Origin of the sequence: Blautia sp. AM23-13AC (assembly GCF_003435675.1) — a bacterium.
Taxonomy (GTDB): domain Bacteria; phylum Bacillota; class Clostridia; order Lachnospirales; family Lachnospiraceae; genus Fusicatenibacter; species Fusicatenibacter saccharivorans.
Genome location: NZ_QTUL01000005.1, coordinates 47,260 through 70,274, shown reverse-complemented (window position 1 = coordinate 70,274; position 23,015 = coordinate 47,260). Strand labels below are relative to the sequence as shown.

The 23,015-nt window shown below is 43.9% G+C and carries 22 protein-coding genes; 1 reads left to right on the top strand and 21 read right to left on the bottom strand.

Annotation, left to right across the window (positions count from 1 at the left end; all coding sequences use genetic code 11):
• Positions 1-12: 12 nt before the first annotated feature.
• The 10 genes from DW642_RS07735 to DW642_RS07690 all read right to left on the bottom strand — a co-directional run bounded on the left by DW642_RS07735 (position 13) and on the right by DW642_RS07690 (position 11,747).
• Positions 13-684: a hypothetical protein gene (locus tag DW642_RS07735; protein ID WP_117509798.1), complete on the bottom strand. Its 672-nt coding sequence runs from the start codon at positions 682-684 to the stop codon at positions 13-15.
• A gap of 15 nt (positions 685-699) precedes the next feature.
• Complete coding sequence (locus DW642_RS07730; RefSeq protein WP_117509797.1) at positions 700-2,652, bottom strand: protein kinase domain-containing protein; 1,953 nt, start codon at positions 2,650-2,652, stop codon at positions 700-702.
• A gap of 12 nt (positions 2,653-2,664) precedes the next feature.
• A complete protein-coding gene (locus DW642_RS07725) occupies positions 2,665-3,465 on the bottom strand; it encodes a PP2C family protein-serine/threonine phosphatase (RefSeq protein ID WP_117509796.1) in 801 nt (266 codons plus the stop codon).
• A 1-nt stretch (position 3,466) separates the two neighbouring features.
• Complete coding sequence (locus DW642_RS07720; RefSeq protein WP_117509795.1) at positions 3,467-4,342, bottom strand: ABC transporter permease; 876 nt, start codon at positions 4,340-4,342, stop codon at positions 3,467-3,469.
• 12 nt (positions 4,343-4,354) lie between these two features.
• Positions 4,355-5,857, bottom strand: a complete 1,503-nt coding sequence (locus DW642_RS07715) for an FHA domain-containing protein (RefSeq protein ID WP_117509794.1) — start codon at positions 5,855-5,857, stop codon at positions 4,355-4,357.
• 18 nt (positions 5,858-5,875) lie between these two features.
• Complete coding sequence (locus DW642_RS07710) at positions 5,876-6,961, bottom strand: SPFH domain-containing protein (RefSeq protein WP_117509793.1); 1,086 nt, start codon at positions 6,959-6,961, stop codon at positions 5,876-5,878.
• A gap of 45 nt (positions 6,962-7,006) precedes the next feature.
• Positions 7,007-7,600 carry a hypothetical protein gene (locus DW642_RS07705; protein ID WP_117509792.1) on the bottom strand — a complete coding sequence of 198 codons (594 nt, stop codon included), beginning with the start codon at positions 7,598-7,600 and terminating at the stop codon, positions 7,007-7,009.
• A 65-nt stretch (positions 7,601-7,665) separates the two neighbouring features.
• Complete coding sequence (locus DW642_RS07700) at positions 7,666-9,498, bottom strand: YARHG domain-containing protein (RefSeq protein WP_117509791.1); 1,833 nt, start codon at positions 9,496-9,498, stop codon at positions 7,666-7,668.
• A gap of 17 nt (positions 9,499-9,515) precedes the next feature.
• Positions 9,516-10,619 (bottom strand): N-acetylmuramoyl-L-alanine amidase, encoded by a 1,104-nt coding sequence (locus DW642_RS07695; protein WP_242991152.1) that lies wholly within the window; start codon positions 10,617-10,619, stop codon positions 9,516-9,518.
• A gap of 12 nt (positions 10,620-10,631) precedes the next feature.
• Positions 10,632-11,747 (bottom strand): hypothetical protein, encoded by a 1,116-nt coding sequence (locus DW642_RS07690; RefSeq protein WP_117509790.1) that lies wholly within the window; start codon positions 11,745-11,747, stop codon positions 10,632-10,634.
• A 403-nt stretch (positions 11,748-12,150) separates the two neighbouring features.
• Between DW642_RS07690 and DW642_RS07685 the strand changes: the two genes are divergently transcribed.
• A complete protein-coding gene (locus DW642_RS07685; protein ID WP_117509890.1) occupies positions 12,151-12,342 on the top strand; it encodes a YlcI/YnfO family protein in 192 nt (63 codons plus the stop codon).
• Positions 12,343-12,405: 63 nt separating this feature from the next.
• On the opposite strand, the gene DW642_RS16425 is transcribed toward DW642_RS07685, so the two are convergent.
• From DW642_RS16425 to DW642_RS07630, 11 genes are all read right to left on the bottom strand, one after another.
• On the bottom strand, positions 12,406-12,537 hold the full coding sequence (locus DW642_RS16425; RefSeq protein ID WP_256359693.1) for a hypothetical protein: 132 nt from the start codon (positions 12,535-12,537) through the stop codon (positions 12,406-12,408).
• A 37-nt stretch (positions 12,538-12,574) separates the two neighbouring features.
• Positions 12,575-13,261: a metallophosphoesterase family protein gene (locus DW642_RS07675; RefSeq protein ID WP_117509788.1), complete on the bottom strand. Its 687-nt coding sequence runs from the start codon at positions 13,259-13,261 to the stop codon at positions 12,575-12,577.
• Between the two features lie 113 nt (positions 13,262-13,374).
• The gene (locus tag DW642_RS07670) at positions 13,375-15,204 is read right to left on the bottom strand and encodes a vWA domain-containing protein (protein ID WP_117509787.1); all 1,830 of its coding nucleotides are present in this window, start codon (positions 15,202-15,204) and stop codon (positions 13,375-13,377) included.
• A 19-nt stretch (positions 15,205-15,223) separates the two neighbouring features.
• Positions 15,224-16,279 (bottom strand): AAA family ATPase, encoded by a 1,056-nt coding sequence (locus DW642_RS07665; RefSeq protein WP_055220096.1) that lies wholly within the window; start codon positions 16,277-16,279, stop codon positions 15,224-15,226.
• Positions 16,280-16,415: 136 nt separating this feature from the next.
• Positions 16,416-17,198, bottom strand: a complete 783-nt coding sequence (locus DW642_RS07660) for a metallophosphoesterase (protein ID WP_117509786.1) — start codon at positions 17,196-17,198, stop codon at positions 16,416-16,418.
• Positions 17,199-17,216: 18 nt separating this feature from the next.
• Positions 17,217-17,873: a metallophosphoesterase gene (locus tag DW642_RS07655; protein ID WP_117509785.1), complete on the bottom strand. Its 657-nt coding sequence runs from the start codon at positions 17,871-17,873 to the stop codon at positions 17,217-17,219.
• A 195-nt stretch (positions 17,874-18,068) separates the two neighbouring features.
• Complete coding sequence (locus DW642_RS07645; RefSeq protein WP_117509889.1) at positions 18,069-18,788, bottom strand: metallophosphoesterase; 720 nt, start codon at positions 18,786-18,788, stop codon at positions 18,069-18,071.
• 62 nt (positions 18,789-18,850) lie between these two features.
• Complete coding sequence (locus tag DW642_RS16775; protein WP_416388126.1) at positions 18,851-18,970, bottom strand: DUF6783 domain-containing protein; 120 nt, start codon at positions 18,968-18,970, stop codon at positions 18,851-18,853.
• Positions 18,971-19,444: 474 nt separating this feature from the next.
• Positions 19,445-20,932 (bottom strand): FGGY-family carbohydrate kinase, encoded by a 1,488-nt coding sequence (locus DW642_RS07640; protein ID WP_117509783.1) that lies wholly within the window; start codon positions 20,930-20,932, stop codon positions 19,445-19,447.
• Between the two features lie 319 nt (positions 20,933-21,251).
• Positions 21,252-22,184 (bottom strand): transketolase family protein, encoded by a 933-nt coding sequence (locus tag DW642_RS07635; protein ID WP_117509782.1) that lies wholly within the window; start codon positions 22,182-22,184, stop codon positions 21,252-21,254.
• Positions 22,181-23,014 (bottom strand): transketolase, encoded by an 834-nt coding sequence (locus tag DW642_RS07630; RefSeq protein WP_117509781.1) that lies wholly within the window; start codon positions 23,012-23,014, stop codon positions 22,181-22,183. The genes DW642_RS07635 and DW642_RS07630 overlap by 4 nt, the downstream gene beginning before the upstream one ends.
• Between the last annotated feature and the right edge of the window lies 1 nt (position 23,015).

Here is a 23,015-nt window from a genome sequence, read left to right as displayed (position 1 = left end):
ATAACCACCCGCTTATGAAAGCATTGCATTCCTCTTCTTTACATTCTTTAGAATCTCCTGAACAATTTCAGGAATTTCCTGTATCTTATTGTCATCCAGTTTATTTCCCAGTTTATCGGTCAGCGCAATGATCTGTATTTCATACTTCATAGCCATATCATTTGATTTTAAAGGACAGCATCTGACCGCATCATATGCTTTTTCAATTTCTTTCTTTAAAACCTCATTATTTGTCTGCTGTCTGCACATCTGAAGTTTTTTTGAAACCTCCCGCACAAACTGTCTTTCCGCATCAATTTGCTCAAGATTTGTTTCTACCTCATAATTCACTCTGAGACTTATAAACAACTGCTGTAAATACATTATGCAGAAAATTACATTAAGAATTAATACGACAGAAACACTTTGCACTTTTACCAAAAGAACCACGGCATTAAATAAAATGGCTATTCCTGAATAAATCCAGGAAAATGTATAATTTGTTATCAGATTTTCCGGTATTCTCTTATAGTTCTTACAATAAAGCGGTGCTATATAAGAAACCAATATTGCCAGCCACACAAATCCATAAGCAATCCACCCTGCTGCAGAACTGTCCATTCCGCCTTTCATAAAAAAGATAAGATTGTATATTATGATATAACCTATGTATACAATCGTTCTCATAATCTGTTTTGCATTCATAAAGTTCCCTCCACATTATTTAACATATCTTCCTGCGACAAACTTCTTTTTTGCATATGGATTTCCCTTTTCCGCACTGCTGCGATAGTATTTTTCGGCAATTTTGTAATTTTTCTTTACACCAATACCCTTGGCATACATCTCTCCAAGCTGAAATTCTGCAAGCGAAACCGTCCAACTGTCCTGGCAGAATTCAGCACATTTCGTAAACCAGAACACTGCATCCTGAGATCGTCTTAAAATATTCTGTTCGCTTTCAAATAACTCTGTCGTATCATGATACATGAATTCCCAGTCTTCCTTTTCAGCCAGGATTGCATAATACTGAAAAGCCTGTTCGTTATTTCCTTTTTTCATCTCTGCAACAGCATTCATTCTTATGTCCTGTTCCGACAGCTGTCTATCCGCTGACATATATCCATCGTTTTCTTCCGCTTTGCCTTTCATCGGCACATCTTCAGTGTCCATTGATGCCACAAAACTTCCAAGTTCGCCATTCTGTGATTTCAGACTGTCTCTGCCGCTGGCCGCGAAATTTTCTGTTCTCGATATTTTAAGCGCTTTCTGAGTTGAAAAATTCTCTGTCTCCAATGCTCTGAGTGCTCTCTGGGTTGAAAAATCTTCTGATGTTTTGAGCGCTCTCTGCGTTGAAAAATCTTCTGCTTCTGATGTTTTGAGTGCTCTCTGCGTTGAAAAATCTTCTGCTTCTGCTGTCTTGAGCGCTCTCTGCGTTGAAAAATCTTCTGCTTCTGATGTTTTGAGCGCTCTCTGCGTTGAAAAATCTTCCGTTTCTGCTGTCTTGAGTGCTCTCTGCGTTGAAAAATCTTCTGCTTCTGCTGTCTTGAGCGCTCTCTGCGTGAAAAACTTTTCTGCTCCTGATGCCGCAATCGCACTCTCTGTTGTGAAATCCTGTATTTCCGGTGTTCGAAGTGCCTGCTCTGTTTTTAGATTCTGATTTACAAATCGCAGCAGCGCATAATCCGTCGCATAATTTTTTATTTCCGGCTTTGCACTTTCCGTCTCGTATCTTTGGCTATCAAATTGGCTGACTCTCTTCGTCCCTTTTTTCTTTCCAACCGCTTGATATAAGATCTGCAAATCCGTTTTCATCTCACTCGCCTCAGAATATCGATTGCCGGCCGAAAGTGCACACGCCTTGAGCAGGATTCTGTTTAATTCCGGATTAACTCCCTCAATAGGGGCTATTTCTTCTCTATACCTATTACAGGATGGAAATTTCTGATTATTTGCCAGATAATACAAGGTAAGACCAAGACTGTAAATATCAACACGATGGTCATACCCGTTTCTTCCTGTCAGACCATCAAACTGTTCCGGAGCCGCAAATTGCCAGGTTCCTTGATATGTATGAGCCAGGTCACCTTTCTCTACAATCCTCGAAATGCCAAAATCAGCAAGCAAATACTTACCCTTATCCTTATCCTCGGCATAAAAAATATTGCCCGGCTTGATATCTCGATGCATAATTCCTTTTCTTTCGCAGGCTTCCAGCGCATTGCACACATCCATACCAATTTTAATAATATCGGATTCCGATAAAACTTTTGACTTTGCAATAGAATCAAGGTCTTTATATTTAAACATACGAATCGTAAGCACATAGGAAATACCATCCGTGTCAGAGATTTCCAAAAAACCATAATCCAGATAACCGACAATATTTTCACATGTTTTCAAATCATACATCAGCGCTACTTCCTGGACGGCCTTTTCCTTCGCTTTCTTTCGTTGAGTCTCATAATTCCGGCGGCTCTCTTCCGTCATGTCTTCCCAGCAAACTCGTTCTTCAAGCAGCGTAACTATTTTTATAACATTTTCTTCTTTACAACCATAATTTCTGTTGATTTCGTACACTACCGTTCCACTGGACCCGGTGCTAATTCTCTTTCCGATCTTCCAACCTTTGTATGCCTCTTCAATCTCCGATATCATGCGGTCAACTTGCATTTTTATCTCTCCCTAAGCAATTTTCTTATCTGTAAGTTGCAGTACAATGACTGTGATATTATCTTTTCCCCCAAAACTCATAGCCATCTCAAACAATTCATGTGTAGCTTTTTCAACATCACCGCTCATTGTGAGACATTTCAAAATCATTTCAGACGTACACATGTCGTAAAGTCCATCACTGCACAATAAAATTCTGTCATTTTCCTTCCATTCTATCCATTCACTCTCAAAAGGTACCGCTTGACCAGCATAATCCATGCCTATAAATTCTGTGAGCTGATGATTTTCCCTCTCAGGAATTTCTTCCGCGGAATGGTATATTCCCATATCTAGCTTAAGCTGCGCAAGAGTATGATCTTTCGACAGCACATACAATTTTCTATCACGCATAACATAAACACGACTGTCACCCCGATGAAAGATTTTGAATGAAGTTCCATCTGTAATTAAAACAGTTCCCGTAGTACCACATGTACTATGTTTTTTTCTTTCTTCCACTACTGCCTGATTTGCTATTGCAAAGGTTTTTTCTATGTGACGGCTGATTTTCTCTCGATCAAATGAATCAAAATTCATGGTGTTTTCCTGGAATACACGTGATGCTATGTTTGATGCAATCTCGCCTCCAGCTTCACCGCCCATACCATCGAACACCCCTGCACACGTCCATAAACCCGCTCTCTGCGTAAAATGTGTTTCACTTTCATCGAGACTTTCCGCATTCAGACAATTTCCCAAAAGGTAATTGTCCTCATTATTTTCTCGTACTCTGCCCCTGTTGCTGACTGCATGTCCAACAATTTTTTTCATATTACCCCCTGGTATCTTTCGACACTCTGTGCAGCAGGATATTTCCAATCAGTAAAAATGCCACTGTGAATCCAGCCAATATTGCCCATACCATGAGTAAGTGTCCGGATGTCGCTTCAAAACGATTCTCAAAATCATGCGGCACATTCGGAACTGTCATCTGGATTTTTAACTGAAGATTATTTAAATCTGCAATACTTCCAAGAGCTTCCATTCCCCATTTGCTGATCATAATATAGGAAATATAATCCGCCATTCCCTCCATGTTAAATAGTATTCCGGAAAAAATTAACTGTACAATCAAAATATATGGTGCCAATACATTTGCTGCTTCTTCTTTTCTCACCAAGCAGGAAATCATGATTCCCATTGCATCTGCTGCATACATAAGCAGTAAAATACTTATGTAAAATTCCAGCATAGGATAATTCGTAACAAGTCCTTTTTCAGGCAAATCATTCCCATATACTACTGCCACACCAATATAACTTAAAGACAGAATGGCACTCTGAATTGCGCATAAGAAAAACTGTACCAATGCTCTCGACCCCGTATAGCATCTAAGTCTTGAACCAGACATGTAATATCTCTTAACATTCTGCCGGTCCTTTACGATTGTCTGTATAGAATTGAACAATCCACCCCAAATCGCTGCGCTTACAATTACAAAGCTTCCTGATTTTGTTCCATCGTAATGTACAAACATATTTTCTCCGGCAATCCAAACAACAATAATAGCTGCGAGTACTGGAAACATCATGGAAATGACCAAATTTTTCTTTCTACCCATGAGGATATACATATACCCCGTAATAAAAATCCTCAGTTCTTTAAAAGCACTGATTCTCTTTGGTGCCTTTTCAATCCCGTTGCTCATTAGAATTCCCCCTTATTTTTTCGAGTCCTCTTTATTTTCAATTAAATTATAAATTTCCTTAATTTCTCTTCCAAAATGCTCTCGTGCTTCGTTCGGCGTGCCCGAAAAAGCCAGTCTTCCCACATTATCAACTTTATTCATTATTATAATCTTATCAAACAAATCAATGTCAGATACATCGTGAATAATGCTTAAAATAAGTTTACCTTCACTATGTGCAAGATTTCTCAATGTCTCAAACAAATTTCTCTTATTTCCAGGATCAAGATTTGCCTCTGGTTCATCTAGACAAAGAAACTGTTTATCTGCTACAAGTTCCATTCCAATGCTTACTCGTCTTTTTTCTCCGCCGCTGCACTTTGCAATCTGATTATTTCTGACACTCTCAATTCCAAGCTGTTTCAGTGTCCTATTAACGCTATCTTTGATTTCCGCCTTAGAAGAATCTTTCGGCAGCAATCTACTTGCTTCCATGATAAGCTGCTCCTCTACCGTCATTTCTTCATTAAATATATTTTCTTGCGGTACACTTCCAATAATCCATTTCATCTGCGAAAATTTCTTTATCAAATCTATTCCTTTATATTCAATACTTCCTTCCATTCCTCCTGTGTCACTTCCATTCAGACAATTCATAACTGTTGATTTTCCGGCACCCGTACCACCTATAATTGCTACAAGCGTTCCTTCCTGAATTTCAAGTTTTATATCTTTAATCAGTTCTTTCTTTCCAAATCCCCTGTTGTTCTTTACCTTACGGCTCTTTATATCTGCGCAAAGTATAACAGGGTGATCACTTAAATCCACCTCTTCTATACTTTGTTTTGTTGTTCTATTTTTTAAAACCGGTATATTATAAATAATCTTATTTCCACACAAAATCATGATACAATCACAGATTGCAATCATATCTTTTTCCTTTAACTTTGCCTCACCATGAATTTCCTCTCCATTAAGCCAGGTGCCAGCCATTGAATCGCAGTCCATAACGAAATATTCATTATCACGTCTTCTAATTACCATATGCTTTCCTGATACATATGATAATGGAATTGTAATATCATTCTCCTCATTTCTTCCAAAAGAGATTTCCTTTTTATTGAGTGTTACTGTCTTCCACTGATTTCCGATTCCCTCTGTCGTGAATAAGAAAAAAACACCTCTTTCCTCTGGATAATCAAGGCTGTCTGAATCGATTCGTAGAATATCTCCATTTGAAAGCTTTACTGCATCAAACTCTCCATGATCATTTGCTTTTATTTTGCTGCCATTATAGTATGTTCCGTTCAGGCTTCCATTATCAATGTAATACCATTCGCCATCAACACTTTGAATCTGCCCATGCTTTCTGCTTACAATTTTTGATTCCAGTTCAATATCATTCTCGCTCTCTGGATTTTTTCTTCCAATTTTCCAAATCTGGTTTTCATTTAATGGATAACTCCTTACCGCTCCATCTTCTAAAACCACAAGATTGGCTGAACTGCTGATTGAAAGATATGGCATTGTTTCCATAATGTATTCCCCTCCTGATTACATTCTACTTAATACCTCTGTTTTTTTTGCGTTATAATCATCTTCTGTGATCAGTCCTGCATCCAGAAGCTGTTTTAACTTTCCCAAAACTTCTATCGGATCCTCTTTGGGAGATGTCTGCTGTGCTCCGGGTGCATTTTGAAAAACCTGGCTGGCCATATTTCCTACTGTTCCGCTGACTCCCATTGCTACTCCAAGACCAGCCCCCATTGAAGTTATAGAGCCCCCTCCTTCATTTTGTGCAAAACTCCGCATAATAGAAGCGCTCTGCATCTTGTCCCAGTTATTGCCCAACGTATTCATATACGTATTTTGACCGATGCCCTGTTTCACTTTCTTCACATTGGCAATCTGCGCCTCATCAATATCATCATATTTTGCAGTGTCGACTGCCAACGCCATTACAGAAAAATTCACGCACGACAGACCATATGGTACAAACATTTCATTGATCTGTTTTTCAATGTCTCCTGAAATTTCACTCAAATGTGCTTCCAGTCCTATAAGTTCATGCTCATATTCCAGCAGAAACTTATTGATACAGGATTTTATTTTCGTCAGCATTTCATTCTTAAAATATCCCATAAGATCTGACTGTTCCTGATATCTGATATTGTTTCCAACCAGTTTTTCTAAAAACAATACCGGGTTTTCAATTCTTACCTTATAGGATCCTCTGGCCTGGACAGATGTTCTTATCCCATAAACCTTATCTCTTACCTGAATCGGATCGGAAGTTCCCCATTTAATTTCCCCACTGTCTGCTTTTCTGAAAAAGTAAATCACGCAATTAAATGTACTGATTCCGCCTGTTATGCAATTTTTTAATCTGCCGATAAACGGATAATTATTCGTGCTGAGTTCGTAAGTTCCCTCTTCAAAAGTCTGAACAACATTTCCACCATCCACAAAAACTGCCGTTTCACCCGGCATGACAATTAATTTTGAATGAGTATTAAAATCCTCCTCCGGCTGTCTCCATATCAGGAAACTGCTGTCTCCTGTATTTTTAATAACATCAATAAAATGCTTTTTTCCATCAAAGTATGCCGCTTCATTGCGATTTTTCTTAAATGGCATCATTCTTGTTCTCCTTTACATTTTCTGAAAAACAGCTCTGTTTAATACTCAAATCGATATCTCCTGCGGCATCGTCACACCAAGTATATCGAATAACTGCTCTGCATCCATTCTGCTCAACCCGCACTGTATTGCCTGCCTGATGCACGCAACATAATCCGGCGTTGTTCTAAAGCACTTTCTCTTATAATAATCATACTTGATATATGCTAAGAAATAGTAATACACACCCTTATTTTCAATGGATATCGCATCACCAAGATACGTTTCCATCTGCTGAATCACGGTACGTGTTGTCAAAAATGCTTTTTTCCCTTCCAGTAAACAAACCGCAGCATAGAAATAGTTTTCTGAATCATTAAAGTTATCTTCCATAGCCTTTTGAAAATATTTTCCCGCCATCTGATACTGCTTTAGCTTAAGATAGCACATAGCAATTGATTTATTTACTGCATCATTTTCACCATTGTTTTCAATTTCTTTTTTATATGAACCGACATACCTATTGAGTTCTGGCATTGACATGGATGCTATGCTGGTAAAATTTCGGATGATAACAGGTTTTCCACAGTATTCACAAACTTCATCCCGCGTTGAAACATCTGCACCACATCCCGGACACTTGATTTGTACAAATTCCATTCCCCTTACTTCTCCTTATTTTTCATTTTCCAGTCATGTTATCTCGAATGTTCATCCGTGATCCCTTAGTTATTTCTTGCATCACGTTCCCGCTGAAGGGTTTGAATATTCCTTTTTTCCACCTCATTAAAAACGCTATCTGAAAAATCTTCTGGTTTTACAGTTTCTTTATACCAATCATACTGCTCATAATAAGTCCGCAATTGATCGTCTTTAAAGATATACCCATGTCTTGCATATATTTCATTCACAGCATATCTCAGCTCCTCATCCGACAGTTTCTTGAGGTCTTCGGAGTTTATTTCAGCTGTTGAACTATCAGGAAAAATCATGCCATTCTCCGCTTCGGAAGCATTTTCATTGCTACTTTCTTCTTTATTTTCCTGTTCTGCTTTTTTGGTTTCTGACGCAGCCGCAAGTTTTTCATTTACGTTATCTTCGTGTTTGTAAGAATCCAGATTATCTGTTACTGCTTCTTGATATAACTCGTCCAGAGTTTCATATCCGTCATAATACCACATGGTGCCTCCCCACCAGCCGTCAGCTTCATCTACATCAATCCTTACACCGCTGTATGGTGTTCCGTAATTTGTTACGTCAACCGTTGTAACGCCATCTGAATCTACTAATAAATCATAAAAACAAATATACCAGTAGATCGTATTCAATTCCGTATACGTCTTACCCTTATTCGAATAGGTATCCTCCACCTGCACTTGATAAACAAGATAAAGAATATTATTACTTCCCCAATAATCATCATTTTTCTTATTGACCAGCAAATAGTTTCCCATATACGTAAGGCTCTTTAATTTTTCGCTTTCTCCCCAGTTCTGAACTACATCATCTTGATAAACCTCTTCCGCCTGCGACTGCATCTCTTTTAAACTTTCGTCTGATATCTCTGAAATTTCTTTTATGTAACTGTTAATTCCATTGACGGTATAGGTCTTTGTTAAAGATTCCGGTACCATTCCATAAGCTCTAAGACAATAATCCGTTGGATCATCCTCATCATACATACATGCCGTTACTGTTACAGTGTCTCCATTTGACAGACCCTCACTCTTATCAAGCTCATAACCAAACTGCTGCGCCGCACTTGCCGATGGATTTCCTTCAACATATGCATAACCATTAGGAGCAACTCCATCAAATGTCACCTGGATTCCCTCAAACGGATCAAACGTTTTCGCTTCTTCCAGTTTTTCCGCTTTAACCTCTATGTCCTCATATTTCAGTTTATATCCATAAACGGAACGGGCTACTTCATCATTGCAGTTCCATTTGTATGTAACAACATCTCCATTGCTAAGCTCTGTCTCTTTGTCTAACGCACCATCAACACAATCAGCCAAAAACTGTTCTGTTACTGAATCCTTAAAACATTCAATGTGTTTTTTTCGAACAATTTTTTCTAAATTCTTTCCGTAATCTTTTTCGAATTTTGCATAATCAAAGGTTACCCCTGCCTGACCCACCGTATTATATCCATCAATAGAAACTGTTGTATACTTATTCAAATCAATAGACGGTTTCATCATTGATGCTAAAATTGCAATAATAGCACAAATTCCCAACACCGTGCCTGCTGATAAAACAATTATTTTATTTCTTTTCTTTTGTTTTTCTTCCTCTTCTGGTGTTCTTTGAATCTTTTTTGTTTCTTGATAAACTAATTTTCTTGCTGGTTGTATTTTTACATGAGCTTTGTCTTTTTCAACGCCGCTTCCACATTCTGGACAAAATAAACTGCCCTCTGGAATTCTGCATCCGCAATTAGCACAGTGTTTTTCTTCCTTCTCCTCAACTTTTTTCCCAACTATCTGTTCTGCCCCACATTCCGGACAAAATAAACTATCATCCGGCATTTCTCTTCCACACTTTGAACAACGCATTTTCGCCACTCCTCATTTTATTCTTGAAAAAATTGATCTATTCCATTTGCGATACCCTGTACAATTTTTAACTGGTATTCTTCCGTTTCCATAGCCAAATCTTCCGTTGGATTTGTCATATAACCCATTTCTACTATGGTGACTGGAACTGTACACCAGTTAATCCCGCTCATTGTATCCGTTTCCCATACATGCTGCTTTTGACATCCTGTTGCATCACATAACGAGTCCAAAATTATTTCCGATAACCTTTTACTCACATCTGCCAATTCTCCATTATATGGATTAGAACTTGTCTGGCACATTGTCATAGCTCCATTCACTGAAGCATCCGTAGATCCATTTGCATGTATTCTTATAAAAGCATCCGCATTTGCCTTATTTGCAATCTGAGCCCTTTCACTATTACTGATATCAACATCGTTTGTCGTGCGTGTCATAATTACCTGATATCCACGGGCTTTTAATTCTTCTTCCAGCCTTAATGATACGCTGAGCGTTAATTCATATTCTGGAACTCCGCTGGCCGTTCCCATAGTTCCTGATGCCACTTTTGCTTTTGTCTCCGACGCTCCTGGTCCAACCGGTTCCTGTTCACTGTTTCCCTGCGCCTGATGACCAGCATCAATTACAATCAAACGATTTGTTTCTGTTCTGTTTTCTGCGGTAAGAAATTCACTTAAAATATAACCAAGTTGACCACAATATGAAATTTTTGACCATTCGCCCCTGCTTTCTACCATCTCAACTTCTTCGTGAGCGTCTAAGAGCTTTATTATCCCGGCTTCTGTATTTGGTTCGCTTCTAAATTCTGCCAGTCTGGTAATATACATAGTTACCGGCTCTGGCATCGCTGTTGGTTCTGGTGTCGTTGTCGGCTCTTGCTCCTCGAACTCACTCTCTGTTACCGTTTCATTCTCTTCTTTCATTATCGTGGGGGAAACATCTGGTGTTGTCTTTTGCCTCACTTCAGATTCTGGTTCGTTTTCCTGCGTTATCGCTGCTTCCGATTCTATTTCTGTAATCGTATTCATTTTCATTCCTGGATCAACATTTTTCCCACATGCAAGTATCAGAAACATGATACCGATTAACATTGTCGGAATTCTTATTCTTTTCACTTTTTATTCCCTTCATTTCATTTTTTTCCATGGGATATCATCAAGTCTGATTTCTTGTCCCGAATTTTCTCTGTAAAATCTGTGCTTTCCCTTTTCAGCGTCTGCCAGACTGCATACTTTTCTTGAAACGACACTATTGTCCAATTCTACATAATTTCCCATCGAATTGTGAACCTTATATAATTTGATACCGCCCGTTTCCTGATAATTGGCAATATAATGGTGATTCGGATTTTTATCCTTTTCCCGCGGCGTTCTGTTATCCCGCTTTGGCTCCGATCTTTTTTCTGATCTGCTTTCGGAATATCCAGAAGATCCTCCTGCCTCAAAGGATGATGCGGACTGCCCAGAGCCCTCACCGCCGCTTCCGGCACTTGCCAGACCATCTAATAACAGTTTTCCAATTCCAAGGATAACCACAAATATAAAAATACAGCCAATTACAGCAGCACCTAACGCGAGAATATTTTCCAGAATCCAGACAACAATCGGAACCACAACCTTGGCAAATATCATTGCTTCTGCTGTAAAAGTAACCATTCCACAGCTTCCTGCTTCCGCCAAAAGCAGTCCAAAAAAGACAATCAGTGCTCCCACTGTAAGAATCGTATAAGTAATTCCAACGGGCTTTACATACATAATAACTTCCGGGAAATTGACAATCAGCGCACGAACTGCATTCGGCTCCACCGTGACTCTTCCTATGCGAATCCATAAAAGAACAAACGCTGCCGCAATCTGCACCAAAATCAGTATACCCGATGCGATAAGCGCTGTTTTTTTCCCACCTTTACAAATTCCGCAATAATTAAGTGACAGAACTACAAGTTCTGCAATCAACAGTAATAAAATAATATTTCCTGCAATCCCTCCAAAAACAAGACCTGTTGTTCCTGCTGTAAATGTATCCGTACTTATAAAACCATATTCCTTTATAGCAGCAATCTGCGCCAGATATCCACCGTTTACAATATACATAATATAAGCGATCACACCAGCAATCATTGCAGTTGCCATAATTACAACTGGAATATGATTCGCCAGATCTTCCATTGACATTTGTTTCCATTTCTGAATATCCAACATGAATTTTATTCTGTCTTTTTTCATTTTCTTAACCTTTCTCATTTTTGCGACCTTTTAGAAGTTTGTCCCTCCTCCCATTTCATTTGCTTTGTATTTTACAGTTTTTTCTTCTAGTGTAATACATTCTCTTGTTGTTTGCAATACATTTTGTCATGCGTTTTGCAATGCTTATTTCAATTAGTTTATGCAATACAATGAAACAGGCTGGACTTTCCAGTTATCTTGAATATCAGAAAACAGCCAGAAAAAGGTACACCAAAATAAGCTGTCTCCCAAACAGCTTTTTCCAGATTTCTCCGATTTCCCAGATCCGAAAAATCTTATTTTTATTGTCGAACCCTTTTGAAACACACCTTTGTTATGTTTTATGCTGCCTGTAGTTCACATCTCATAACCGGAAATGGTGTTCCGGCCTGTATTTTCAGGCAGCGGAATGGAGTTTGATATGGCATTTCAATTAAAAGGCAATCGCAAGGAAACGGAAAATAAGACCATCCGTTTTCCCCTTCACCTGATCGATCAGATCGAGCAGGCAATTTCCGATTCTGACCAGGACATTACGTTTTCCAGTTTTGTGATTCAGGCGTGTGAGTATGCATTGGATCATATGGATGTCCCATCAGAAGAAAACAACTGACTTTTCTCTTTTCAAAGCAGATTTTTTATGGTTCGACGTGCATTTTCTGGCTGCTCTCTGCTTCTATTTTATCTTATCACGCTTCTTATTTTTTTCCGGCCAAGATTTTGTCCAATTTTTTACATCAAAAAGAGCACCAGATTTTCCGATGCTCTTTTGTTCAAATTCTATGATTGTATTTATTCTTTGCGCCATCTCATTCCCATCCTGACTACTTTGACATCCTGTCTTATTACAACTCCACAACCTCATCATACAGACACACAAACACCTCTTCCACTTCCGCATCTTCATGAAAGTGTCCGAAATACCATTTCTGAAACTCTGTCTTATCCGCCACGCGCTGCAGGTACTGGCGGAGTTCCACCTCATCGTCAGACAGCTCTCCATACCCCATTGCCGCGGCCACATCTCTTGGGGCGGTGTGGGTCAGTATGTAGTCCACCCGGAAATCTTCTTTTTCCAGATTTTTCCATCCTTCTTCGTACTCTTCCCGTGACGGAATTTCTTCCGGGAACCACGAAATTCCCTCCGCGCGGGACATTTTGTCGATGCTGTAAGCACCTCCGAAGGTAAAGAATTTCAGCCCGGCAATCGTAAAGATCTGGCCGCGCATCAGATGGATCATGTTGTCCTCAATGATATGCACCTTTCCGCCGTTCCACTGCTCCACGGCGTAGGAGTTCAGCTGTTCGAAGTTCTCATGATTTCCGTCGATAAACAGTGTCGTCACCGGCAGACTTCGGAAAACGGCTCTCGTATTCGCCTCGTATGCTGCAGAAAAGCCGCAGATGCCGACATCTCCGCAGATGATCAGATAGTCATCCCGGGTGTACTCGTCTTTGTGCTCGTTAAAATAGCGTACAACTTTTCCAATATCAAAGGTGCCATGGGTATCGCCTGTAATGACAATGCTCATTCTCAGCATCTCCTCTCGTGTTCTCTGTTTCTGTTCTCTAAAGTATCGCAAAACATCATCCGCAAATTCTGTCCGCTGCTATCGTTTCTTGCAGAGGCACAGACTACGCCGCACTATTCCCGAAAATAAAACACTTCTCCCCGTGCCCGGAACGGCAGCCGGTTTCCTCTCGGAAGCAGAAATGCATGCTCTCGTCTTACCTTCAGGTCATTCTCAATCTCCCCGTCCGTAATAATCAGAATCGGCCCGTCCTTTGGAAAATCGTTCGCCTGTTCCAGACAATCCACGCCCGGCTGCAGTATGGTTCCTCCTCGTCCCGTGACTTTTACCCGGCCGGCAATATCTTCCGGTGCCAGATATCCCGCATCCGTCGCTTTGGCATCACAGAAAATGATTCTCACGAACGGAACATCTTTCGCTGCGGCATAGCTGGCGATGGAGCCGAGTGCCATACCGATCTGTTTTGCACTCATGGAACCGGACGTGTCCACGACCACACCGAAGGTCCGGCTCTCCAGATCCTGCTCGTAATACGCATATCCTGGCCTTGGAATATCCGGCGTGGCACCCTGCCGTCTGCTCGGCCGCGCATAGGTGCGGTGTTTTTCCAGCGGTGGAAACTGTACATCAAACCACTTCGCCAGCGCGGCATCCCAGGGAATGACCGGCATCGCAAGCGCCCTGATTTCCTGCACCAGCCCGGCCGGCAGGAAACCACGATTGTGCTCCTGATGGTAATCCAATCCCTCCCGCAGTGCGTTTTTCAACAGTTCATCCAGGCTGACCCCGTTTTCTCTTCCAGTAAAATGCGGTCTGTTTCCGTTAAACATATCACCTCTGCCAAAGCCCCGGAAGGTGTTTAGTTTTTTGTACTTTCGGATCTCTTTCACGATCAGATCATAGATACTTTCTGCCGATTTGTTGTGAAGTGTTTCATCATACAACAGCCCATCCGGCGGCATTCTGCCGATCTCCATTTCGTGCAGCCAGTCGTTGATGACGTAGTCGCAGGCGATGTTCCACAAAAAGAAGTCACGCCCATTGCACCGTTTCTGGTGCTGCAGTCCGGCATGGAGATATTCATGCGCGAGAACAAAAATCCACTCTTCCTCCGAAAATCCGCACGACGGATTGGCATAAATGATTCCCTGCTCTGCGTCAACCGCTGCAATATGGATTTCATACCGATGGCACATTTCAATGTCCTCCACAATTTTAAATGCAGCCGCAAGACCTCCGAGCAGCGGATAATGGGACAGGAACCATTCTGCTGCTCTGGAAATGACGGTATTCTTTTTCGTTTTAAGATCGTATCCTCCCGCATCGCAGAGTGCAGATTTGATGGAATGAGTGACTGCATAGGAAAATTTTTCAGCATATGCATTTCTTTCTCCCTTTTTATAAACGATCGGCCGTTCTACCCCGATCATATCCTTTAATTTTTCAGAGTTTGTCCCGCAGATCTGCGCACCATTATCCTGGTGCTTCAACAGATATTCATAAATTTTCTGCTCGCTGTTCAGTTTGATCGGATATGCTTCCGCCGGATCTGCGCAGATCGGCTCGCCGAGGCGGATGTCATAAAGGAATCTGGTAATGTAGATATCACAGGCTTTGTTCCAGAGTGCCGGGACAAATTCGCAGTCGGAAGGGATGCTCGCTTTGTCAAAGTGGCCGAACGCCAGGTGCAGAAGGTTGTGTGCCATCACATAGCACCATTGTTCCGGCGACAGGTTCGCCCGCATGTTGACGTAGATATTTCCATCTTTCGTAACACAGGCCAGACTTCCTTTTGCATTCAGATGGGAGGGCTTTGCAGTGATGTACCCATCCAGTTGATGGAACAGTGTATTTTTTTCCAGCAAACCAAAGCCGGCCTCCACTCTGCGGTACCCGGCCGGCTTTTCTTCTTCGCGGTAATACCTGCTTCGAACGTATGGCATCCTTTTCTCCTTCCTTTTTTCATCCGACGAGCCGCGGCAGATCACGGATGATTTCCATCATAAACCAGTCCGGCAGTGCCTCCGCTCCATCAGCTGCGACGGTCATCTGGGCGATTTCGAAATTGATGACTGCGAGTTCTTTGATCATGCCCTTGGCGCGGTACGCAAAGGAAAGCATGCCGCCGGAAATTCCCTGTTTGCTTTTCGGCAGTTCTGCAAGCAGTCTGGCGCGGAAGGACTGTGCGAGAAAATACAGCACATCCCGGTTTTCCGGCTTGTCCGGCCATTTTGCTTTCTGCGCGATAATGTCATCCAGGAGATGTGTGTTGCGCAGTGTTTTTGTGTAAGCAAGAAACATCCCCGCATGCTGTTCCAAGAGGCAGGCGTACGCCATCATTTTTAATGTTTCCTGCGAAATATCCTGCTCCCCGGCCCGGTATTCCTTCAACGCATCGCTCAGCATGTGCCAGGAACGCGGGGTGGAAAACGGTTCTTCGGTTTTCGGCGGTTCGGAAAAGAGGTGATCCGGCCGCTGGATGATATAGTCAATGACCCACGGATGGAGTCCTTCTGCCTGCGCCCACTTGATCCACTGTCCTACATCCGCTTTCAGCTGCACATGGAACATACGGTTTAAAAGGGCGGACGACATCGTTTTTACGATCGCGCTGTCCTCGGCACGGTTTCCTGCTCCGATCACAATGCTTCCCTCCGGAAGATGGTATTCTCCGATCCGCCGCTCATGGATCAGAGAATAGAAGGCTTTCTGCACTTCCTGCGTACAGGCGTTGAGTTCGTCCAGGAACAGGACATATGGCTCTTTTCTGGCGATCATTTTCGGCGGAAGGAATTCCGATGTCTCGCCCCGGATCTGCGGAATGCCGATAATGTCCTCCGGCGCGAGCTGGCTTCCGAGGAGCGACACGCACGGCAGGCCGACTTCGTCTGCGAATTTTTCCACTAACGCGGATTTTCCGATGCCGGGTGCACCCCAGATAAAGACCGGCCGTACCGGCGCAACCTGAAGCAAAACTTCTAATAATTCATCCTGTGTCACACTGATTGGTAAATGCATCTGATGTACTCCCTTCTGTTTCGATCCTGTATCTTTTCAAAGCGGATATCCGCAATCCACTTTACCACTTGCTTAATTTGACTAAATCACTTTTTCTGCCCTGCCGTGATCTTACTGTACTGCATTACAACGTGTCTCACCATATTTCTCTGTATTTTTCAGTTTCACTGTCATATTCCAGCACCGGAATTTTTCCGCTCCGCCAGGTGGTTCCATCGAGATAATAGTGGCTCTGACCGTCGTGCCAGATACCGTCATATGTCCTGTTTCCGCTGATTTTTGCCGTGGAAATGTGGCCTGCAATCACATCCTTATGGAATGCTCCGCGGCTTACCGTTCTTTTCCCCACCATCAGCTCCCTGCTGGTCACGCACAGCCAGTCTTTACCGCCCCATTCGGCAATTCCGGCGTGCACCAGAATCTGGCGTTCTGTTTCATAAAAGTAAGGAAAATGGCGCATCCAGGTGATCAGATCCCCCGCATCTTCGAACATCAGCCGTACTGCTTCTGCATTTCTGGAATCCTCTGAGAGGTGTGCTTCTTTTTCCAGAAACTCTTGAAAATGTTTTTCTTTCAGAAAGCTGTGCAGCGTTTCATAGTCTCCATCTGCATCCGATGCCAGCCATTCCCGGCTGCGATATTGCTCCACACTGCCGATATGCCGGTTGACATCCGCATATTCTTCCAGCCAGTCCAGCAGTGCTTTTTCATGGTTTCCCATCAGGGCAATGACTTTTTCCGAACCATATTTTTCCTGCAATGCCCTGACTTTTTCCAGCACCGCCCGGCCATCTGGCCCATAATCTATGTAATCGCCCAACAGAATCAGCTGGTTTTTCCCCGAAAGATCTGTTTTTTTCAGAGCTGCCTCGAATGCCTCCAGAAATCCGTGAATATCCGACATCATATATCGCTTCATTGCTTTTCCTCTGTTTGTTTATACGTAGAAAGTTTCCTTCGTTTCCAGGCAAAGGCATCCCAGTCTTCCATTCTCAAAGCCGCAGCCGCAGTCACACAGATAGACGTTTTCTTTTTTATTCTTCCAGATGGATCCATTTCCCATGTTCTGATGGCCGCAGACGGAAATATATCCATGCACTCCCTCATGAAGAAAAACCTTGTACCACAAATCCCCCATCAGATAATAGTTGTCCAGTTTCCATTTCCCCGGTTCTGCCGTACAGGCATGGGCAAGCAGATACGGCTGACCATCTACCTCGATTTCCACCTGTACCGGCCAGGAAAGGATGCGCTCTGCGAGCTGCTTTAAATCAACTTCCGTCAGGCGTTCCTGTAAAAGATGGAAGGAATTGTACGGATACGGCTGCAGGAGGGCGCGGTCTCTCTCATCCATCCCGTAATAGTGGAAAATGTAATTGGCAAGCCAATGATCGTGGTTGCCGCGGATCACAGTACATTTTTTCCCCAGCTTCAATACCTGAAAATACACGCCCGCCGGGTCTGGATGATCCATGCAGCGGTCAAACAAATCACCAAGCAGATACAGGTGGTCGTCCTCTTTGAGATCAATTTTTTCCAGCAATTTCATGAACCGCCAGCTGTCGTTATGTATATCGGTAATAATATAGTGCATCCAAAATCTCCTTTTCTTTCGCAGCTTTCGTGTCAGCTCCTGCAATCTTCAAAGCTTTTGTTATCCGCTCATTTTTCCCAAAACGGCTTTCCTGCTTGTGTTTTGGCATGTCCTGTTTCAAAAATCTTCCCGCTTGTTCTGCTGGTTCCGAATCCCGGTCTTCTGATACTGGCATCATGGAACGTCTAAAATCGTTCACCCATTGTTGTCCGAACTGTAAAACTCTTCCCCCGTTTCCAGACAGATTGCCGCCAGCCGCCCTCCCGGGAAGCATGCGCCGCAGTCGATCGCAATGTGGTGATATTTTTTATAAATATACCCGGGATTATCATTTTCTGGAATCGTCTGCGTCGGTGTATGTCCTGTTACCAGATTTGTATCCGCAAAGTATTCCTTCTGATAATCTGGTCTGGCCCATACAAGATCGTGCAGGGAATATTCCTCGATCCTCTTTTCCGGTGTGAATCCCCCCAGCCCTCCATGCACCAGCAGATACTGTTTTTCTCCCACTGTAAGCTCCTCATACAGACTGAAATCCTCCAGAAAATTCAGTACTTCCTCCCGCATCTCGGGATCCAGCGCCCGAAATTCCCGGATCGTAGCATCACCGCCGTTATACTTCCAGCGAACCAGATTGTCCAACAGTTCAGCATCCACTTCCTCGATGGCAAGATCTGTGATTTCCTGACAGAGAAACCGCAGACATTCCAGCGCCATCACCTCATGGTTCCCCACGATACAGAACGCATTCGGCATTTCCATCAGTTTCAATACCACCTTAATCGGATGCTCACCCCGGTCTAAAACATCACCCAGAACATAGAGCGTATCTGTATCTTTCAACTCAATTTCTTCCAGCAGCTCCATAAATTTCTCATACTCACCGTGAATATCAGAAATAACGTAAGTAGCCATAAACAGAATCCTCCCTTTTTCATCCATACGAATCTGCATACGTTCTCCATTACCAGCTTATCTTACCATACTTCCTGTTTTTTACCGGACAAACTCTTGTCCCTCCTTTTTTGCATAATGTACACTCTAGAGCGTGTCTGAAAAAGGCTTTTCGCAAGCTGCGAGTCCCAGTTTGTGGAAATGATTTTTCAGACACGCTCTAATACATCTTCTATTGAAATTTCCTTCATGCGAAATCCCTTTTTCTTGATACTATACCACATCTATTTTTTTCTTCATTGAACTACAAGTTTAATCCTCTTTTTCTTGCTGTTTTCTCGCATTCTATCAGCATTACGCGCTGTTTATACAGCGCCTTTTATTTCTGTACAATTTATTCTCTATATGCAAAAAAGGAACGTTCTATCCAAATCGTTCCTTTTTGTTTGTAGATTATTTTATTTTTCAAATTTCTCAATCACGCACGTATGCGTCTTCGTTTTCTTATCGCAAACGCGTATTTGCCGAGTGCACAGTAATGCCCGCGTCCCCCCTTCGTCATCCCACCGTCAGGCGCAAAAAATCTCCCGCCGCACAGAGCCTCTTGCCCTCCGAAACAGTGCCTGTCCGGGGACTTGTGCTCTGTGGGGCGGGAGGCCTTTTACACCGTCCGTCCCCTATTTACTTAATACCCCGTCGACCGCCGCTTTCCATCCGGCATATTTTTTCTCCCGGATTTCATCGTCCATCTTCGGTTCATACACACTTCGTTTCATATTTCCCGCGAGCTTCTCCAGATCATACACACCTGCCGAAATACCCGCCATATAAGCCGCTCCAATCCCGGAAAGCTCCTCCGCGTCCGGAATATTTACGCGTTTATTCGTAATATCACTCTGGAACTGCATCAGATATCCGTTTCGTGTCGGGCCGCCGTCTACACGGAGTTCCTCGATCCGCATGCCGGTATCCTGCTCCATCGCACGGACAAGGTCGGTGATCTGGTAGGCAATGCAATCGAGTGCCGCTTTTACCACCTCAGCTTTTCCTGTGGTGCGGGTAATTCCGCTGATCGATGCCGTTGCTTTCTCATCCCAGTACGGCGCGCCAAGCCCGGTAAATGCCGGAACCAGATACGTGCGGTCTGCCGGATTTGCCTCCCCTGCCAGTCCTTCCGTCTCTTTTGCCGAAGAAATCAGCTTCAGGTCATCCTTCAGCCAGGTAATCACAGCTCCGGTGTAGTTCAGGTTGCCTTCCAGCACATAGTCCACCTTGCCGCCTCTTCCCCACGCAAGCGAAGTCACAACGCCGTGGCTGCTCTGAATCGGCTTGTCTCCAATGTTCATCATCAGCGAAGAACCCGTTCCGTACGTCGCCTTGATCATGCCCGGTTTTAAACAGCCCTGTCCGAACAGAGCCGCATGAGAGTCGCCTAATACACCACAGATCGGAACCGGCTCGGAAAACAATCCTTCCATCGTCGTGGTTCCATACACCGCATCGGAATCACACACCCTGGCCAGCGCACAAGCCGGAATCCCGAACATCTCGCAGATCTTCTCATCCCACGCCAGTGTTTTCAGATTAAACAACTGCGTTCTCGACGCATTTGAAAAATCCGTCTTAAATGCATGATCCCCCGTCAGCTTGTAAACCAGCCAGCTGTCGATGGTGCCAAGGCAGAGCTCCCCGTCTGCAGCACGTTTCTGTCTTTCTTCTCCGCCGTTTCGAAGCAGCCACGCCATCTTTGCAGCAGGAAAATAAGCCGAAAGCTGCAGACCCGTCGCCTCGCGGATCTCCTCTGCGTGCCCCTGCTCCGCAATCTCCTGCGCAATCCCGCTTGCGCGTCCGCATTGCCATACAATGGCCTCTTCCAGCGGTTTCCCGGTCGCCTTGTCCCAGATCGCCGTCGTCTCACGCTGATTGCTGATGCCGATTCCGGCGATTGTTTCCGGTGCAACACCGGACTCTGCCACCAGCATTTTTACCGTCTGTACGGTATTCCGGTAAATCTCATTCAGATCATGGGACACCCATCCCTTTTCATTGACAATCTGCCGGTGCGGCAGGTCGGTACGGCGGAGTAAATGTCCCACCCCGTCAAAGAGCAGCGCTTTCGTTCCCTGCGTGCTCTGGTCAATTCCGATGATATACCTTTTCTCCATTTTTTCAGCTCCATTCCTAAAATTTTATAAATATCCAGATTCCCATCTCGAATAACGCTGAATACACCCTGTTTTTCAACACACCATGCGTCATTTTCTATTGTCGCAGCATTCACCCTGCCCCTATAGGCAAGATCTTTGGCGATTACCACACATTCCAACATCTTCCGCAGAACGATTTATTCCTGATTATATAGAAAAAGTTCCTGCGTTCCCGGATTTTCTTCCGCCCGGGCACGCAGGAACATGGCATACGCAGACCTGCGGCAGTTTACAGTTCCCTGCGGGCTATCACATTCACCGCTGATTCCATTTCTGGTTAAGCCAGTAATTCTTTCGCTTTTTTTGCAATGCCCTCGGCATTCAGTCCATAATAGTCAAATACTTCTTTGGAAGTTCCCGTGATCACCGGCGCATCCGGCAGAGACATAGGAACGACTTTGCGCGGGCACTCCGCACCGACCACCTGGCTCACCATCGATCCAAGACCGCCGAATGGAGCGTGCTCTTCGATCGAAATGACAACTTTTGCCTTCTTTGCAGCCTCTACCAGACCCTCTTTGTCCAACGGCTTCACACAGTACATATCGAGCAGTCCTACGCTGATTCCCTCTTCTTTCAGCATAGCAGCTGCATCGAGCGCCGGGCGGACCATCTCACCGCAGGCTACCAGTAAAACATCGGTGCCTTCCGAGAGAGCCGTTGCCTTATCCATCTCAAACGGGGTATTTTCTTCGCTGTAAATATCCGCAACGGCATTTCTTCCCACTCGGATATAAGCCGGTTTTTCATCGGTAAGGAGCGCCTCAACCAGTTTTGCTGTCTGGAAACGGTCGCTTGGCAGATACACACGCATATTCGGAATGGCTGCCATTGCTGCGATATCCTGTGCAGAATGATGGCTCATGCCAAGCGCACCGTAGCTCACACCGCCGCTGATACCGATCAGCTTTACATTGGTGTTGGAGTATGCACAGTCAATTTTCGCCTGCTCATAGCTTCTGGTGGAGAGGAAGCACGCCGGAGATGCCGCAAATGCTTTCTTGCCGCATTTTGCAAGACCGGCAGAAACGCTGACCAGATCCTGCTCCGCAATACCCATCTCCACAAACTGCTCCGGATACGCATTTGCAAACGGTGTCAGGGAAGCACTTCCCCTGGAATCGCTGCAGAGCACCACGATATCTTTATCCGTTTCGGCATGTTTCATTAAAACCTCGCAAATGGCCTGTCTGTTTGGAATCTTATTCATGACAGTGCCTCCTTTCTCTCATCCAGATCCTTCATAATCTGTTCTACTTCCTCCGGTGTCGGCACTTTATGATGCCACTCCGCCTTATTTTCCATCACGGAAGAACCACAGCCCTTCGTTGTGTTTGCAATAATAACCGTCGGTTTTCCCTTGCAGTGTTTCGCCAGCTCAAACGCATGAACGAGCGCGTCCATATCGTTGCCCGGTACGGAAAGAACATTCCATCCGAACGCTGCCCATCTCTCCTCCTGGCTGTCCTGTTTCATGACATCCTCGGTATTTCCGGAGATCTGCAGACGGTTGCGGTCTACGATCGCACAGAGGTTGTCCAGCTTGTAGTTTCCTGCGGACATTGCGCCCTCCCAGACAGAGCCTTCTGCCAGCTCGCCGTCACCCATAACGGTGTAGACACGGTAATCTTTTTTATCCATTTTTCCTGCCAGCGCCATTCCCACGCAGACCGGAAGTCCGTGGCCGAGAGAACCGGAATTCATCTCGATGCCCGGCAGTTTATTGTTCGGATGGCCGATGTACGGGCTGCCGAATTTGGAGAATTTTTCGATGACCTCTTCCATCGGGAAGAATCCCTTTGCTGCAAGTACTGCATAATATGCCTCAACGGAATGACCTTTACTCATTACAAAACGGTCGCGGTCCGGGTCGTCCATGTTCTTAGGGCTGATGTTCATCTCTTTAAAATACAGCGCTACAAGCACATCAATGACACTCATGTCACCGCCGATGTGGCCGCCCTTGCCGGAAACTACCATTTCCACTACTTTCTTCCGCAGATCATACGCCAGACAACTCAATTCCTTGTATTCACTCATG